Genomic DNA, 17379 nt, shown 5'->3' on the forward strand with positions numbered 1-17379 from the left:
GGGCGGTATTTTGCTATACCAAGCAAGAAAGGCAAGTTTTTGCTGAATAAAAAGGCCAGCATAGGCTGGCCTTTGGTCTTTACAGCTATTTAGGAACTGTTTGTCAGAAAGTAAATTCGCTTAGCGGCGACGACGGAATAAGCCGAGACCTAGCAGCGCAAATAGCGCGCCAAAACCAAACGAACCACCATCTGAATCCTTCGACCCTTCTGTTCCAGTTTCAGTTTGCGTCATTGAAACATCACGAACAGAGCTAAACTTCACGATATTACCTGTCGAGTCAGTCACTTTCTCTTCTAACTGATAATTACCTTGCTCTGGCGTTTGTTCAAACTCAATATTCACGCTACGCGCATCAATATCAGCTTGAACTAAAGTTTGGCTAGCCGAGTAAGCTTTCGTATCGCTGCTTGCCGCAGCCGCTTGTGTGGATGGCGTTAAGTTCACCGTAACAATATCACCTACAACCGCCGTTGGTGGTAAACGGACATCGACGGCTAAGTTGTCACCTGCTTTCGGTAAATCGATGTCATCATCTGGTAAATCAATCGCGATGATCACTGGATCGTGGTCAGAGGCAGAGAACGCATCTTTGTACTTCGGCATATCACCTGTGTACTTGCTGCTGTATTCGAACAAGTTACTCTCTAGTGAGTTGATGTGCCAATCTTCAATTGCTACCACTTTTTGCGCTAGGCTACTGCTTGCCAATGCATGGTCCAAATTACCCAGCTCGCCCGAATAGGTGTAAGAAAACGTATCAGTGCCGTGCAGCAACGTGTTTAAGTTGTGCAGACCGTAACCTTTTTCAATTTTGGTCTTCTCTACTTGAAGTTCACCATCACCAATGGTTGTGTAAGCAGCAGTATAAATGTCACGGCCGTATTTCTCTTTCGAGTAATCAGTCAGTGTCAGAAGTGGGTCTTCCATGCCATAAGCATTGAGGTCGCCCATGAGCAATACATCGCCTTTCACCTCTTTCAACGCTTCACCCACTGCGTGCGCAGCAGAAACGCGGAAGTTGTTACAGTTGCCTTGCAGATCCGCTGGCTCAGAATCTTCTACACCAGCAATCCACTCTTCAATACACTCAGAGCCTTTCGACTTAAAGTGGTTTACGACAATAGACAAATCTTCACCCGTCTCTTTCACCGTAAAGGTCTGAAGTAGACTGTGGCGTTGGTACTTATCGTAAGCAGGGTTACTTTCTGTGCCCTCTTTACGAGTAATTGTGTTTTCTGCAATGTGCTGCTCTGGCGTGATGATCACTTTTGCAGCGTCTTTTGGCGTTACTGCGTTAGCACGATATAAAATCGCCACCATGATCGCATCACTGCCAAAGTATTCGTCTTGGTATTTGTCTTGCTCTTCGATTTCGACATACGTGTAATGATCTTCAGCGTCATCAATCTCAGCATTTAGGGCATCAACTAAGTTTTGGATAGCACTGCCATCACCAAAGCCGTTGTTTTCCACTTCCATCAAACCAATGATGTCAGCGTCCATCTTGTTCATCGCCGCAACGATTTTCGCTTGTTGGATCAGGAACTCATCTAGGTTAGTCGCACCACGGTTTTGTCCGGTTGGGTTTTCATGGCCACTGTCAGCCACGGAGTTGAAGTAGTTCAGTACGTTGAAGCTTGCAATACGCAAATCTGAGTCCGCAATCGCTGGGGCATCTTTACGAGCCACATCGAAGCCTTCACCTGAAGTCACAAAGTTGGTGTTATCGACTTCATTGGTCGCAATCAGGCGGTATTCGTTGTAGCTGTAAGCCACGACACCCTGAAGACCTTCTACTCGAGAACCAAGGCGAATGTGCTGCTCTGAAGAGCCATCTTGGTCTGCATCTTTAGCAAAATCTGGGTAGTAAGGGATTTGGCCGTTTGGTGCTTTGCCATCAGATTCTAGGTATACGCGGTTCGCTGCGTTGTCTTTTGCTAGCTCAAAGGCTGCATCGCTCTCTGCTGCGTGCAATTGAGTCGGCTTAAACAATGGCGCTTCATGAGACAACATCATGTTGTTACGACGTGAATCGTAGTCGTAAGAGAAGTTGCGAGTTACAAACAAGTCACTTGCCGAAGTTAGTTCAACTTGCATACCTTCATGACGCTCTAGCGCATCACGTAGTGTTTCACCTTCTTTGATAACAAGATCGGTAACTCGAGGAATATCCGATGTGCCTGTTTTCACATAGCTGTTAGCATCAGAAGCAAGCTGAGTATTGCTGTAATACTCTTGAACTTTACCTTTCACACAAACAACGTCACCAGCTTTCAGCGCCGTGTCTGCCGCGTCAGTATGAATGAACAAGCCTTCTGAGGTCTTGTCGTTGTTGTCGCTTTCTAATGCTTGTAGGTAGAAACCTTTGGTTAGGCCAGTGGTAACAGCAGTCACGACACCCGTTACGAAATGATCTTCGTCAGTAATGTATGGGTAACCATCAATGAATGGAGACGTATCGCCTTCACCTTGAATATCTTGGATGGTAGTGAAGTTAGGTTGCTGACCGTCGACTTCACAAGCGAATGGTGCTGGTGGCTCAGTCGCATTTAGCTCACCAAGGCCGTCAATGTTGTCTTTCTCAAATGCCGTCCACTGAGATGCATCATAAGTAGCAGAAGGGGTTAGTGCATCACTGTTACGAACTAATGTGGTGTCTTTACCAAAATCTACGTCACCCATCACACCGATGATGTCGTGCACTTCACCATCTTTAAGCAGTGCGATCGGGTCGTCACCGTTAAAGTTCGCAACGCTTTTATCTGTGATATCCGAGACAGCTTTGATGGTATCGCTCGCGTCACCATGCGCCAGTACATACACTTGGTGAGCTTGTAGCGTCACTTGGCTAAGGTCGAATGTGCTACCCCAATTACCACCACCGTTTGATGATTTCGCCAACTCGTAGCCAGTGAGTGTCACCGCAGTATCACCCGTATTAGCGATCTCTACCGCTTTATTATAAGCGCCGCCTTCTACGTATTGGGAAATAATAATCTCTGCGTTCGCGTTTGCACTAAGTGCACTGGCGATGGTTAATGCGAGTATTGAGGGTTTGATTAACGTGTCCATTGTCATACCTGATATTTATGTAAATGCAAACTTAGCTCTGGTTAGAGCCTGCCATTTGCGTCTACTATCAGGTTTATTTATGAAATAAATAAGAATGAGTAATTAAAGCCGTGAAATGAATCACATGTGAATATAAGAAAATATGCCAGAGCATCCCATTCAAACATTTTTTGTAATAAATACAGAGCGCTATTGATAAACAAGTCAGAATTTAGATTGATTACTCAGTTTACTTTTTCACTTCATGTTAAGGAGTAGAAAATACATCACTTGTTGAGTAGCTTATTAACCCAACCGTTCCTGTTACAAATAAAAAATATAATTAGTCACTAATTTAGAATGCTTTAATTTTCACTTGTATCACTGTTCAAGCCCAAGAATCTATTACTCGCTTCGCTCTCTCTTTTACAGGCCCCTCATACTTCAAAGTTTTCATGATTTATTCAATAACTTTTCATTACTCACTAGCCAAAAACATACACAAAAGATATAACACCTGCGCGAGACAATAAGATCTCATTAGCTGTAAACCCAGGAACGACAAATGAAAAAAATTCAACGCAGTGTGCTAGCTCTCTCCCTACTTAGCTTAATAGCGGGGTGTCAGTTGACCGCCAGTGAGCCACTTCAACCTACCGCGAATCAAGACATCATCGAATCAGCCAAAAATGAACTGGATGGTATTGAAGAGCTAGAAGTCAGTGACGAGGGTGTTATTACCTTTACTCAGCGTCTAAGAACGCCAGGAACCTACTGGATTCCAGCGAGAATTAAAGAACTCAGCTACGATATATCATGCGTACAGCTTAGTTACTTCATTGATAGAGGCATGGTTGTGAAGTCTGCCTTTCTAGGGGCTCGAGGACGTGTTGAATATTACGACATGGAACGCTGTATGAAAGACACACCATTTCAGTAATACAGGCATAAAAAAAGCTCCACCAAAGTGGAGCTTTTTCGTATTCGTTCTTAGCAACTATGGGCGAGCTACAAAACCTACTGCTTCGTATGCTTTCTTAAGCGTTTCAGCCGCTCGTGCCGAGGCTTTCTCAGCGCCTTGCTGCATTACCTCGTCCATGTAAGCACGATCAGCGCGAATACGGTGATATTCTGCTTGAATTGGCTCAAGCATTGCTACAACTGCCTCACCAACATCTTTCTTAAATGGGCCATACATTTCTACGCCTTGGTACTTCGCTTCAATCTCTTCGAAGCTCATGCCTGTCGCCGCGGAGTACAGACCCATTAGGTTAGCAATGCCCGCCTTGTTCTCGATATCATGACGGATACTTGGTGGCGTTTCGGTATCGGTTTGCGCTTTGTTGATCTTCTTAAGGATCGACTTAGGCTCTTCCAGCAGCGTGATAACGTTCTTACGGTTGTCATCAGATTTAGACATCTTCTTCGTTGCATCTTGAAGGCTCATTACACGCGCATTTACTGTCGGAATGTAAGGCTCTGGAACTTGGAAGATTGGCTGCTCTGGCGAGTAAATATTGTTGAAACGCGTTGCGATATCGCGCGCTAATTCTAGATGTTGCTTCTGGTCACTGCCTACAGGTACTTGGTGTGCACCGTAAAGCAAAATGTCAGCCGCCATCAACACCGGGTAGTCAAATAGACCGACGTTTACGTCATTCGCGTAACGTGCCGATTTGTCTTTAAACTGAGTCATACGGCTCAGCTCACCCATTTGAGTGTAGCAGTTAAGAAGCCAACCTAATTGAGCATGCTCTGGTACATGTGACTGAACAAATAGCGTGCTCTTCTTCGGGTCAACACCAACTGCCAGACAAATTGCCAGTGCGTCTAGAGTTGCTTCATGCAGCGCTTTAGGGTCCTGACGAACCGTAATCGCGTGAAGGTCTACCACACAATATTGGCAATCATAATCGTCTTGCATCTGCTGCCATTGACGTAGAGCACCCAAGTAGTTACCGATACTTAGTTCACCTGAAGGTTGAACACCACTCAATACAATGGGTTTGCTCATTAGAATGATTCCTTTGACTTCTTAATCTAATTAAATGAAAAAAACCGTGCAGTAATAGGTGCACGGTTTACTCAGTGTACTCATTAACGAGTATTTTGGAAGCTCTTTTGTAGCCGTTATGCAGAAACCGCTACAACGTCCAATAATTCTGCCAAACTGTCAGCGACGAAATCTGGATTTGATGCTGAAATAGGTTCACCGTGGTTGTAACCATATGTCAGACCAAATGAGGCACAGCCTGCATTCTTTGCTGCGAGAATGTCGTTTTTCGAGTCGCCAACCATCAGCATTTCACTTGGTTGGATTTGGTGCTTTTCCATTAGCCAGTTCAATGCTACTGGGTTTGGTTTTTTCTCTGGGAATGCATCACCGCCAAGGACATCAACGAAGTATTTTGCGATGTCGTGCTTTTCCAAAACGTCAGGCACAAACTTTGAAGGTTTGTTAGTCACCAACGCCATAACAAAGCCCGCTTTGTGCAGCTCTGCTAGTGTCTCTTTTACCGTTGGGTATAGGTGACTGAGCTTGTGACCACTTTGCTCGTAGTAATCATCAAACAATACACGCGCTTTAGCACGAAGCTCTTCACTCAGCTCTGGGTTGATGGTCAGGCTTTGGCTTAATGAGCGACCAATAAGCACGTCTGCGCCGTTACCCACGTAATCACGAACTTGTTCTTCTGAAACCGATGGAAAGCCAAGCGCCTGTACTGCTTGGTCTGCCGCGACAGCTAGATCTGGCACGCTATCAAGCAAAGTGCCATCTAGATCGAAGGCGATGAATTTAATGTCTTGTTGAGTCATAACTTCCCTGAGGATTTTTATTTATAAATCGGTGAAAACGACAAAGGATGGCACCCCATCCTTTGTTTTTATCATTATGTCTGATTCGACAGTAACTGTTTGTTTCGTCGTTACTTTGCAGCAATACGCTGACGAACTGCCTCAAACAAACAGATGCCGGATGCCACAGATACGTTCAAGCTTGAAACGCTACCAGCCATTGGGATCTTAATCAAATCGTCGCAGGTTTCACGAGTCAGACGACGCATACCGTCACCTTCTGCCCCCATTACGATAGCAAGGGGTCCAGTCAGTTTGGCTTGGTAGATGTCGTGCGTTGCTTCACCCGCAGTACCAACAAACCAGATGCCTTTCTCTTGCAATGTACGCATAGTACGAGCCAAGTTAGTCACTCGGATCAATGGTACGACTTCAGCAGCACCACAAGCGACTTTACTTACCGTCGCATTCATTGGCGCAGAACGATCTTTCGGTACGATGATCGCCGCAGCACCTGCCGCATCTGCGTTACGTAAACACGCACCAAGATTGTGTGGATCGGTCACGCCGTCTAACACTAATAGCAGTGGTGATTCGTGCTGCGCCAGGATGTCATCTATATCGTTCTCATTCAGCTGCTTCGCTGGTTTCACACGAGCGATGATGCCTTGGTGATTTGCACCGCGCGCTTTGTCATCCAAAGTTTTACGTGTCATCTGCTGAATAGAAACACCACAAACCTGAAGATCATTTAGGATTGGCATTAGGCGATCATCTTGACGACCTTTTAAAACGTACGCCTCGATAAAACGCTCTGGTTCGCGCTCCAATACCGCCTTCACTGCGTGAATGCCGTAGATAAATTCGTTACTCATTGTTTAACCTGTTGTTCTGGTCGTATTGCCTGCGCCAACCGAGTTTGAACTAAGTTGGCGCTTCAACCTACTGCGCTTCTTTTTTAGTGCGCTTGGTTTTCTTCGGCTTACTGTGCGGCTTCTTTTTACGTGCTTTTTTCACTTTAGGCTTCTCGTTGCCTTCGGCGTCACCACGTTTTGGGCCATTACGCTTACTCGTTGCGCCCGTTTCTTCTGGGCGTTTAGTTGGCTCTATCGCAGGAACTGCACGAGCCGCGCCACCTTCTTTCGATGAAGAGCGAGTCGCAGCGCGTTTTTTATCTTTCGCTTTGCGTTTTGCTTCCGCTGCGCGTTTCTTCGCAGTCTTACCTTCGCCGCGTAGCTTACGACTTGTTTCAACCAATTCAAAGTCAATTTGCTTATCATCGAGGTTAACAGCCAGTACTTTTACTTTTACTGCATCACCTAAGCGATAGATGTTACCGAAACTTTCACCAATAAGTCGTTGACCAATCGGGTCAAATTGATAGTAGTCGTTCGCAAGGGTAGAAATATGTACCAAACCATCGATGTGCAAATCCGTTAAACGTACAAAGAAGCCAAAGCTAGTGACATTAGCAATAACACCGTCTAGTTCGTCACCGACGTGGTCTTGCATATATTCACACTTCAGCCAATCCGCAACATCACGTGTTGCATCATCAGCACGGCGCTCTGTCATCGAACATTGTTCGCCGTAAAAATCCATGTCGTCAAACGAGTAATGATAGCCACCTGTTGGTGTCCAGCGATCTTGATTACGACCTTCTTCTTTAGCAATCAGATACTTGATTGCACGGTGAAGTAACAAGTCAGGGTAACGACGAATTGGCGACGTAAAGTGTGCATAGCGTTTCAATGCCAACCCAAAGTGCCCCGCGTTATCTGCGTTGTATACCGCTTGCTTCATTGAGCGTAGCAGCATGGTCTGAATCAACTCTTGATCTTGACGCCCGGAGATTTGACGTGCGAGATCAGCATAGTCCGTTGGTGAAGGCTCTAAACCACCTTTTAGCTCAAGACCAAGTTCACTTAAGAAGTCACGGAAACCTTGCAGACGTAATTCACCTGGAGATTCGTGGATACGATAAAGCGCGGGCTCTTTCGCTTTTTCTACCAGCGATGCCGAAGCAATGTTGGCTAAAATCATACATTCTTCGATGATCTTATGCGCGTCATTACGAATTACTGGCTCAATGCTTTCGATTTTACGTTCCGCATTGAAAATAAATTTGGTTTCAACGGTTTCAAATTCGATTGCACCGCGTTGATCTCGTGCTTCTTTCAGCACTTTGTACATCTTGTGCAACTCTTCTAGATGAGAAACAAGCGGCTGGTAGCGCTCACGTAGTTCTTCATCCCCTTCTAGAATCGCGCTCACTTTGCTATATGTGAGACGAGCGTGCGAGTTCATCACCGCCTCGTAATGCTTGTAACCAGACAGCTTACCGGTATCAGAAATGGTCATTTCGCACACCATACACAAGCGATCTACTTGCGGGTTGAGCGAACATAGGCCGTTCGATAGTACTTCTGGCAACATCGGCACAACTTGCGACGGGAAATATACTGAGTTACCACGATTGATCGCTTCTTTGTCCAACGCAGAGTCAGGACGAACGTAGTAACTGACGTCAGCAATCGCTACCCATAAACGCCAACCACCTTCTTTGTTCTTTTCACAGTAAACGGCATCATCAAAGTCTCGTGCGTCTTCGCCGTCAATGGTCACTAGTGGCAAATCACGTAGATCCACACGACCAACTTTCGCTTCTTCTGGTACTTCTTCGCCTAAGTTTTCGATTTGTTTATCGACGGCTTCTGGCCATTCGTGAGGGATTTGGTGTGTACGAATCGCAATTTGTGTTTCCATACCTGGTGCCATATTTTCACCAAGGACTTCAACCACTTTACCCATCATGCCGCGTGAGCGTGAGCCACGATCAGTAATTTCAATTACGACTACGTTACCCATGCGTGCACCCGCTTTGTGCTCATTTGGGATTAGGATATCTTGGCTGATACGCGAGTCATCTGGGACAACGTAGGAGTATCCATATTCAAGGAAGAAACGACCGACGATTTGATCATTACGCTCCTCTAGCACACGCACCAAACGTCCTTCACGGCGGCCGCGCTTGCTGTTGTCTGTAGGTTGCACTAAGACAAAATCACCGTGGATGATGTTCTTCATCTGATGGTGCGGTAACAGAATATCATCATCCTTGCCGACGCTGCCTTCTGGACGTACCCAACCATGGCCATCACGATGACCAATCACGTAACCTTTCACCATTTCAAGTTTTTCAGGCAATGCATAGCACTGACGGCGGGTAAACACCAGTTGGCCATCTCGCTCCATCGCACGTAGCCGACGACGCAACCCTTCGTATTGCTCTTCGCCCTCAAGCTTTAGTGCCTCAAACAAGTCGTTACGATTCATTGGAACGCCCGCTTGCTCTAGAAACTCGATGATAAACTCTCGGCTTGGAATTGGATTTTCGTAATTTTTGGATTCACGATCTGCAAAAGGATCGTTTGGAATATTGTCTGACATAGGCACGCCTATCTAGCAAGGAAGGTATATGGCTAGTATATCTGAGTCTCTCGATAAGCTACAGAATTGCTTTGAAAAAAGAATGATCGAGATCGACTCTAGGCATGCAAATGAGTTAAGGACGAGCCAGCAAGATCAAAAGTTCAGAATTGTCACTGAGCAAGGATTCAATCGTGCAGTTATCCAACTCCGCCAGAAAGGCACTTTTTGCTTTCGCCAATTTATCTTTGAGGCGGCAAGCAGGGGTAATATGGCAAAAATCCACACCACAGTTGACTAAATCTAACGGCTCTAAATCGCGCACAACACCACCGACTGTGATTTCAGATGCTGGCTTCATCAGCCGGATACCACCGTTTTTTCCGCGCACGGTATGGACATAACCCAACTGTCCTAACCGATTGATAACTTTAACCATATGGTTGCGCGACACACCAAATAAATCCGTCACTTCGGTAATGCTGGTTAACTCATCTTCCGGCAACGAAGCCAAGAAAATTAAGGTTCTCAACGCATAATCAGTGAAACTAGTTAACTGCATATTCTCTCCCAAAGTGCGACTCAATAACCCGCTGGTGATGCTAAAACCCCAAACTTGAGCTATCGATAAAAGTGTAAATCTTTTCTTGATCGAAAGATACATTTGAGATACAACTTTAAACATGCATTATAAATACAACTTAAAGTAGGAAGCCCTTATGCTCAGCAATCAAACTATCGAGATCGTCAAAGCGACCGCACCACTCATCGCCGAAACAGGACCAAAACTGACCGCGCACTTTTACGAGCGTATGTTTACTCATAACCCTGAGTTGAAAGATATTTTTAACATGAGTAACCAGCGTAACGGCGATCAGCGTGAAGCATTATTCAACGCTATCTGTGCCTATGCTGCCAATATTGAAAATTTGCCAGCTCTGCTTGGCGCAGTAGAGAAAATTGCGCATAAGCACACGAGCTTTTTGATCACAGAAGATCAGTACCAAATCGTTGGTAAGCATTTACTTGCGACAATCGATGAGCTTTTTAATCCAGGTCAAGAGGTGTTGGATGCTTGGGCTGAGGCTTACGGCGTACTTGCGAATGTATTTATTCAGCGCGAAGAACAAATTTACCAACAAAATGAAGCTTTGGAAGGCGGCTGGCGCGGTTTACGCGAATTTGAATTAGTCGATAAAAAGATTGAGAGCAAACACATTTGCAGCTTTGTGTTCAAGCCAACCGATGGCCAAAAAGTGGCGCCGTATAAACCGGGACAATACCTTGGCATCTACATCAACAGTGACCAGTTAGAAAACCAAGAAATTCGCCAATATAGCCTGTCTTCTGCGGTCCAAGAGAACACCTACCGTATCTCAGTAAAACGTGAAGAAGGCGGAAAAGTGTCGAACTACCTGCACGATAGCCTGAACATTGGCGAAAAAGTGCAGCTTGCGGCCCCTGCCGGTGATTTCTTTATGGATGCCGAACCACAAACACCCGTTGTTCTAATTTCTGCTGGTGTGGGACTTACTCCAACGCTGTCAATGCTAGAAAGTCTCTCAGCACATCAAGCACCTGTAACTTGGGTTCATGCAACAGAAAATGGCCAACAGCATGCTTTCAAGCAACACGTAAACCAACTCGTTGCAGAAAAAGAAAATATGAACGCACTCATTTGGTATAACCAACCAACGGCAGAAGACAAACTAGGTGAAGACTTCCACTTCACGGGCTTTGTCAATCTGTATGAAATTGAAGCTGCATTAAAGCAAGATAACGTGCAGGTGTACTTCTGTGGCCCTGTAGGATTTATGCAGCACGTAGCGAAACAGCTATTAGAACTTGGCGTACCACAAGAGCAATTCCATTACGAATGCTTCGGTCCACACAAAGTGGTTTAAGCGCTACCAACTATCGGGAAAACAACAAAGCCCACGTGACGTGGGCTTTGTTGTATGAAGTTGTTTGCAATATTGAAGCGTTACCAAAAGGTGTCTCGCCGTTTAGCTCGAGCAATAACGTTTTGTGGCATGCGCTGTTCAAGGCCGTTTCTCAATACAGTTATGCGCTTATGCTGCCGCTTATCTGCTGTGACAGAGTTATATAACCAACGATACGCATCTTCGTAATCGAGTGGACTGCCATAATCACGTAAAAGCAACTCGGCCAGATGAATACGCGCGTTTAGGTTTCCCATTGACGCAGCTTCTCGCAAATATGGAATTGCACGTTCTTTATCTTGCTGTACTAAAGTGCCACGCGAATAGTATCGGCCAATCTGCTCTAGTGCAGCAGGTAACCCCTGATGCGCTGCATTTTCGATGTAATAAAGACCCAGTTCGACATCTTGCTCGACACACACCCCCCAAGCCAACATATCTCCGTACAGAAATTCATAAGCGGGTAAGTTAATTCGAGTCGCACGAGCTACGATATCCTCCACCAGCTGGCAGTTATCAGCGCGCACACGTTGTAAGTGCTTATTTTGCTCAATAAGCTTTATCAGCTCTGCTTCGGTATAGATCGGAACTGGTGTCCCCACATCAGCAACATTGGCTTTCACTGTGGTAGCAACCAAGGTCAACAACAGTGAAGCAGCCACTGTTCGTAACTTCATAAACGTACCCTTAAGGTATCTAAGAAACCAAAGATCGGTGAAGGATCTCCTCTGCTTGATAACCTTATCGGCAAAAAACAGCTAAGCTTTAGACAATTTTTGCCTCTGATTTAGGCTCAGCGGCAAAAGCTTGCCATATGAGAGTCACGCTGTTTTTGTTCAGATACAAAAAAGCCGACCAGAAGGTCGGCTTTTGCAATCTTTAACGGCTATCAATTAAGCTTCGAATGGGTGAACTTTGATGATAGTTTCGTTACGGTCAGGACCTGTAGAGATGATGTCTACTGGAACGCCAGTTAGCTCTTCAATACGCTTGATGTAGTTAAGAGCTGCTTGTGGTAGAGCATCTAGTGACTTAGCACCAAATGTGTTCTCAGACCAACCAGGCATTGTTTCGTAGATTGGCGTTGCTTTTTCGAATGCTTCAGCAGCCATCGGAGAAACTTCTAGCACAGAGCCATCTTCCATCTTGTAACCAGTACAGATTTTTAACTCTTCTAGACCATCTAGTACGTCTAGTTTAGTTAGACAGAAACCAGATACAGAGTTGATTTGGATTGCACGACGCATAGCAACAGCATCGAACCAACCTGTACGACGTAGACGACCAGTTGTCGCACCGAACTCGTGGCCAACTTCACCTAAGTGCTTACCAATTGGATCTTGCTTATCTAAACCGTCGTATAGTTCAGTCGGGAATGGACCAGCACCAACGCGAGTACAGTACGCTTTTGCGATACCCAAGATGTAACCGATGTGACGAGGACCAAAACCAGAACCTGCAGCAACACCACCAGCAGTCGTGTTAGAAGACGTTACGTACGGGTAAGTACCGTGGTCGATATCAAGTAGTGTACCTTGTGCACCTTCGAACATGATCTTGTCGCCGCGCTTACGTGCTGCGTCTAGTTCGTCAGTTACGTCGATAACCATTGACGTTAGTAGTTCAGCGTAGCCTTTAGCTTGCTCAAGTACTTCTTCGTAGCTTACTGGCTCCGCTTTGTAGAAGTTAACTAGTTGGAAGTTATGGAACTCCATGACTTCTTTTAGCTTCTCTGCGAAAGTCGCCATATCGAATAGGTCGCCAACGCGTAGACCGCGACGAGCAACTTTATCTTCGTATGCTGGACCGATACCACGACCAGTAGTACCGATAGCTTTTTTACCGCGAGCGATTTCGCGAGCTTGGTCCATTGCAACGTGGTAAGGAAGAATTAGCGGACATGCTTCAGAAATGAAAAGACGCTCGCGTACTGGAATACCGCGCTCTTCAAGAGGCTTCATTTCTTTAAGTAGAGCTTCAGGTGATAGTACAACACCGTTACCGATAACACATTTTACGTTATCGCGAAGGATACCTGATGGAATTAAGTGAAGAACGGTTTTTTCACCGTCAATTACGAGAGTGTGACCTGCGTTGTGACCGCCTTGGTAGCGTACCACGTATTTTGCATCTTCAGTTAAAAGGTCTACGATTTTACCTTTACCTTCGTCACCCCATTGGGTGCCTAGAACGACTACGTTATTTCCCATCTTTCCAAGTCTGATTGCTAGTTAAAAATGGATTCTAGCACCGAATCACGCTTCTTGCAGTCATTTTTTGTTCACAGAGTTGCTACCAGAATGTCATCTTGCCGCTTTGTTCATTTTGAAATCAGCATATCACTGATAGTATTTAGCTTTCTCTATTCGACTGGAAAGCGCTATGTCTGAATCCATATGGTTGGCGATTGGGCTCGTCTTGATCGTGGAAGGCATTGGGCCACTGATTGCTCCTAACGGTTGGCGGAATATGGTGGCTCAATTAAGTGAACAACCCAACAATCAGCTACGACGCATCGGTGGCTGCCTAGTAGTTGCTGGAGCCGTCATCGCCATCATGATGAGCTAGCACTTAGCATCAGATACAAAAAAGGCTCCCTAAGGAGCCTTTTATTTCAATGAGACGCGGAGATTATTTCTCCATGCTGCCCTTCGACTGGTTCATGTATTGGAAGAACTCACTCTTCGGATCAAGCACCAGAATATCGCTCTTAGAGCTGAAGGACTTCTCATACGCACGTAGCGAGCGTAGGAAGCTAAAGAACTCAGGGTCTTTGTTGTACGCTTCAGCATAAATCTTCGCAGCTTCAGCATCCGCTTCACCTCGTGTCACACGCGCAGTTTTATCAGCTTCAGCTAGAATAGTTGCTACTTCTAGTTCTGCTTGAGCACGAATAACTTCCGCTTTTTCACGACCTTGAGAACGGTGCTTACGAGCAACGGACTCACGCTCCGCACGCATACGACGGTAGATAGACTCACTGATTTCATCAGGCAGGTTGATTTTCTTCATTCGGAAATCAACGACACGAACACCCAAGTCTTTCATTGCGCTTTCACGCGTGTCCTTCAATACTTCAGACATGATTAGGTCGCGTTCACCATCAATCTCAAGCGCTTCACGAGCCGCTTCAGTTGCGACAACATCAGCACTTGCGTCTTCTGGTAGCACATCATCGTTACGTGGACCAGATACGATCTGTTTGATTTCACGAGCACCGATTTCAGAACGAAGCACGTCCGTCACTTTACGCTCAAGTAGTGCCTCTGCCGTTAGCGAGTTACCACCGCCAGTCGCGAGGTAGTAGCGACCAAAATCTTCAATACGCCACTTCACGTAGGTATCAATGATAACGTCTTTTTTCTCGGACGTTACGAAACGGTCGGCACGACCATCCATTGTTTGGATACGTGCATCAAGTTGTTTCACACGGTCAAACAAAGGCATCTTGAAATGCAGACCAGGCTCGTAAATTCGAGTGATGTCGTTATTGTCTTTCAAGACACGACCAAATCGAACCACGATACCGCGCTCACCTTCAGGAATCACAAACAAAGACATCAACATTAATGCCAGTGCGATTACCAGTACAGGGATCATTAACTTACGCATTCTTAGTATCTCCCTTGACGTGAACCTGTTGAACGAGACTGCGTGTTCGAAGTGTCTTCTTGTGTACGATCAGACTCAAGTTGAATTTGATCATAGGTTGAAGATGACTTCGATTTACGTTTGGTATCTGCTTTGCCCTCTTGTCCCGCCAACTTATCGATTGGAAGGTAAAGAAGATTGCCGCTTGATTCCGAGTCAATCAACACTTTCGAAGTGCTTGAGTACACCTCTTCCATTGCGTCGATGTACAGACGATCACGCGTTACACCAGGCGCTGCTTGGTATTCTGGTAGTAGTTTTTCGAACTGTGCTACCTGACCAAGAGCCTCGTTAGTGACACGCTCATTGTAACCTTGTGCTTCTTTCTTCAAACGCTCTGCACGACCCGTTGCCTTAGGCAAGATTTCGTTCTTGTATGCTTCAGCTTCACGAATGAAACGCTCTTCATCCTCACGTGCTGCGATTGCATCATCAAACGCATCTTTCACTTGCTCTGGTGGACGAGCAGACTGGAAGTTCACATCAACAAGTACCAGACCCATATCATAGCTATCAATGATTTGGTTAAGTGTTTCTTGCGTAGTTTGACGAATTTGCTGACGACCACTGGTTAGAATGCTATCCATCAATGAGTCACCAATTACTGCACGTAGTGCAGAATCCGTTGCTTGACGCAAGCTGTCGTCTGCATTGGTTACACGGTACAAGTATTTGTATGGGTCAGTCACTCGGTACTGCACATCCATCGCAACTGTTACAACGTTTTCATCTTTGGTCAGCATTAGACCAGATGCACGTAGTGAACGAATCGCTTGTACGTTTACCGCTTCGTACTCATCAATAAAGCGAGGACGCCAGTTAAGACCTGGGTCTACGATACGATCGTATTTACCTAAACGCAGTACAACACCACGCTCTGCTTCACCGATGGTGTAAAAACCAGCGAAGAACCAAACTGCAACAGCAATCAGAGCAATCACGCCAAAGCCAATTGCACTACCACCACCGCCGCCGATTGGAGAACCACCGCCGCCTTTTTTACCAAACTTGCCGCCCAGCTTTTGACTCAGTTTGTTGAACACTTCATCTAAATCTGGCGGACCTTGATCTCGGCCACCAGGACGCTGGCCACCACGATTATTATTACCCCAAGGGTCATTATCGCGGCCATTGTTGCCGTTGTTATTTCCAGGCTCATTCCACGCCATTAGAAAGCTCCATCATTTGATATGACGTTATACTGTAGCAGTCCTTTAAGTGACTATAAAGCCAGTCAAAACTGCCCCTTCTCTTTTTTCAAGTCTAGACCAATCTACTTGCTGCATTCGAATATCGATCAACAAGTTACCATCCTGGTCATATTCCTCACGTTGAATACACTTCATTTGGAAGAAGGTACTACGGAATCGTCCTTGATACTGTGGAGGAATTCGCAACTGATGCTCGACCATTTGTGACGCCAGACGTTCCGTCAGAGCCTCAAACAGGACATCAATGCCCAACCCATCCATTGCTGAAACCCAAACTGCGCGAGGTACGCCTTCCTCGTCTCGTTCTATACGTGGTTTCTGCGAATCTAGATTGTCGATTTTGTTCATGACAACCAGAGTCGGCACTTCATGCGCGTCGATCTCTTCTAGTACTTCATGAACAGCTTGAATATTCTCACGAAAACGCTCATCACTGGCATCAACAACATGTAACAAAATGTCAGCTTCTTGCGTTTCCTGCAAGGTTGCCTTGAAGGCCGCAACCAAGTCGTGTGGCAAATGTCGAATAAAACCAACCGTGTCTGCCAAGATGGCAGGGCCAACATCTGCTAACTCTATCTTACGTAAAGTCGGGTCCAAAGTAGCAAATAATTGATCAGCCGCGTACACGCCAGCTTCTGTAATACGGTTGAAGAGTGTCGACTTACCCGCGTTGGTGTAACCCACAAGTGAAACCGTTGGGATTTCAGCTCGATTTCGGGCGCGGCGCCCTTGTTCACGCTGCTTCGCTACTTTGTCTAAGCGTCGCAGGATGGCTTTGATTCTGTCACGCAATAAGCGACGGTCGGTTTCCAGCTGGGTTTCACCCGGGCCACGTAAACCGATACCACCTTTCTGCCTTTCAAGGTGCGTCCAACCACGAATCAAACGAGTAGAGATATGACGAAGTTGAGCCAGCTCTACCTGTAGCTTACCTTCGTGTGTTCGAGCTCGTTGAGCAAAGATATCGAGAATAAGACCAGTGCGGTCGAGAACTCGACATTGGCACAGTGCTTCGAGGTTACGTTCTTGGGCAGGAGAGAGGGCGTGATTAAAAATCACAATTTCGGCACCCGTTGATTGTACCGCTGTAGCAATCTCTTGGGCCTTACCCTCTCCGACATAGTATTTCGGGTGTGGGGATTGACGACTACCAGTTACCACTTGTAGCGCCTCTACCCCAGCAGAAGAAACCAGCATTTCGAACTCAGCCAGATCTTCCCATTCACCTTCTTGCGTGAAGTTGATATGAACAAGTACGGCTCGCTCACCGGATTCATAACGGTCAAACAAGC

14 protein-coding genes are annotated in these 17379 nt (G+C 46.0%); 3 read left to right on the forward strand and 11 right to left on the reverse strand.

Annotated features, from left to right (window positions below; translation table 11 throughout):
- Window positions 1-120: 120 nt before the first annotated feature.
- Window positions 121-3075, reverse strand: a complete 2955-nt coding sequence (locus tag NL626_RS19750) for an ExeM/NucH family extracellular endonuclease (RefSeq protein ID WP_253657664.1) — start codon at window positions 3073-3075, stop codon at window positions 121-123.
- A gap of 544 nt (window positions 3076-3619) precedes the next feature.
- On the opposite strand from NL626_RS19750, the gene NL626_RS19755 reads away from it, so the two are divergent.
- The gene (locus NL626_RS19755) at window positions 3620-3994 is read left to right on the forward strand and encodes a hypothetical protein (RefSeq protein WP_042523632.1); all 375 of its coding nucleotides are present in this window, start codon (window positions 3620-3622) and stop codon (window positions 3992-3994) included.
- A 57-nt stretch (window positions 3995-4051) separates the two neighbouring features.
- On the opposite strand, the gene trpS is transcribed toward NL626_RS19755, so the two are convergent.
- The 5 genes from trpS to nsrR form a co-directional block, all read right to left on the reverse strand.
- The gene (gene trpS / locus NL626_RS19760) at window positions 4052-5068 is read right to left on the reverse strand and encodes a tryptophan--tRNA ligase (RefSeq protein ID WP_005381398.1); all 1017 of its coding nucleotides are present in this window, start codon (window positions 5066-5068) and stop codon (window positions 4052-4054) included.
- A gap of 116 nt (window positions 5069-5184) precedes the next feature.
- Complete coding sequence (locus tag NL626_RS19765; RefSeq protein ID WP_005382834.1) at window positions 5185-5871, reverse strand: phosphoglycolate phosphatase; 687 nt, start codon at window positions 5869-5871, stop codon at window positions 5185-5187.
- Between the two features lie 110 nt (window positions 5872-5981).
- The gene (rlmB, locus tag NL626_RS19770; protein ID WP_005381395.1) at window positions 5982-6725 is read right to left on the reverse strand and encodes a 23S rRNA (guanosine(2251)-2'-O)-methyltransferase RlmB; all 744 of its coding nucleotides are present in this window, start codon (window positions 6723-6725) and stop codon (window positions 5982-5984) included.
- Between the two features lie 67 nt (window positions 6726-6792).
- Window positions 6793-9300, reverse strand: coding sequence for a ribonuclease R (gene rnr, locus NL626_RS19775; RefSeq protein ID WP_017821742.1), 2508 nt, complete (start codon window positions 9298-9300; stop codon window positions 6793-6795).
- A gap of 115 nt (window positions 9301-9415) precedes the next feature.
- Window positions 9416-9841 carry a nitric oxide-sensing transcriptional repressor NsrR gene (gene nsrR, locus NL626_RS19780; RefSeq protein ID WP_017633731.1) on the reverse strand — a complete coding sequence of 142 codons (426 nt, stop codon included), beginning with the start codon at window positions 9839-9841 and terminating at the stop codon, window positions 9416-9418.
- A gap of 157 nt (window positions 9842-9998) precedes the next feature.
- On the opposite strand from nsrR, the gene hmpA reads away from it, so the two are divergent.
- Entirely contained in the window at window positions 9999-11183 is a 1185-nt protein-coding gene (gene hmpA, locus NL626_RS19785; protein ID WP_253657665.1) for an NO-inducible flavohemoprotein, read from the forward strand.
- Window positions 11184-11263: 80 nt separating this feature from the next.
- Here the strand turns inward: hmpA and NL626_RS19790 are convergent, their stop codons facing one another.
- Both NL626_RS19790 and NL626_RS19795 read right to left on the reverse strand, forming a co-directional pair.
- Entirely contained in the window at window positions 11264-11899 is a 636-nt protein-coding gene (locus tag NL626_RS19790; RefSeq protein WP_167415495.1) for a tetratricopeptide repeat protein, read from the reverse strand.
- Window positions 11900-12115: 216 nt separating this feature from the next.
- Window positions 12116-13432, reverse strand: coding sequence for an adenylosuccinate synthase (locus NL626_RS19795; protein ID WP_005387946.1), 1317 nt, complete (start codon window positions 13430-13432; stop codon window positions 12116-12118).
- A 172-nt stretch (window positions 13433-13604) separates the two neighbouring features.
- Here NL626_RS19795 and NL626_RS19800 point away from each other — a divergent pair, with 172 nt between their 5' ends.
- The gene (locus NL626_RS19800) at window positions 13605-13790 is read left to right on the forward strand and encodes a DUF2065 domain-containing protein (protein WP_005381383.1); all 186 of its coding nucleotides are present in this window, start codon (window positions 13605-13607) and stop codon (window positions 13788-13790) included.
- Between the two features lie 63 nt (window positions 13791-13853).
- Here the strand turns inward: NL626_RS19800 and hflC are convergent, their stop codons facing one another.
- The 3 genes from hflC to hflX are packed head-to-tail and all read right to left on the reverse strand — an operon-like array spanning window position 13854 to window position 17377.
- A complete protein-coding gene (hflC, locus tag NL626_RS19805) occupies window positions 13854-14834 on the reverse strand; it encodes a protease modulator HflC (protein ID WP_005381382.1) in 981 nt (326 codons plus the stop codon).
- Window positions 14835-14836: 2 nt separating this feature from the next.
- A complete protein-coding gene (gene hflK, locus NL626_RS19810) occupies window positions 14837-16042 on the reverse strand; it encodes an FtsH protease activity modulator HflK (RefSeq protein WP_017633728.1) in 1206 nt (401 codons plus the stop codon).
- Window positions 16043-16087: 45 nt separating this feature from the next.
- Window positions 16088-17377, reverse strand: a complete 1290-nt coding sequence (gene hflX / locus NL626_RS19815; protein WP_005381380.1) for a ribosome rescue GTPase HflX — start codon at window positions 17375-17377, stop codon at window positions 16088-16090.
- Window positions 17378-17379 lie beyond the last annotated feature (2 nt).

It is taken from the genome of Vibrio sp. Y58_MX_L22, assembly GCF_024181865.1.
Classification (GTDB): Bacteria; Pseudomonadota; Gammaproteobacteria; order Enterobacterales; family Vibrionaceae; genus Vibrio; species Vibrio alginolyticus.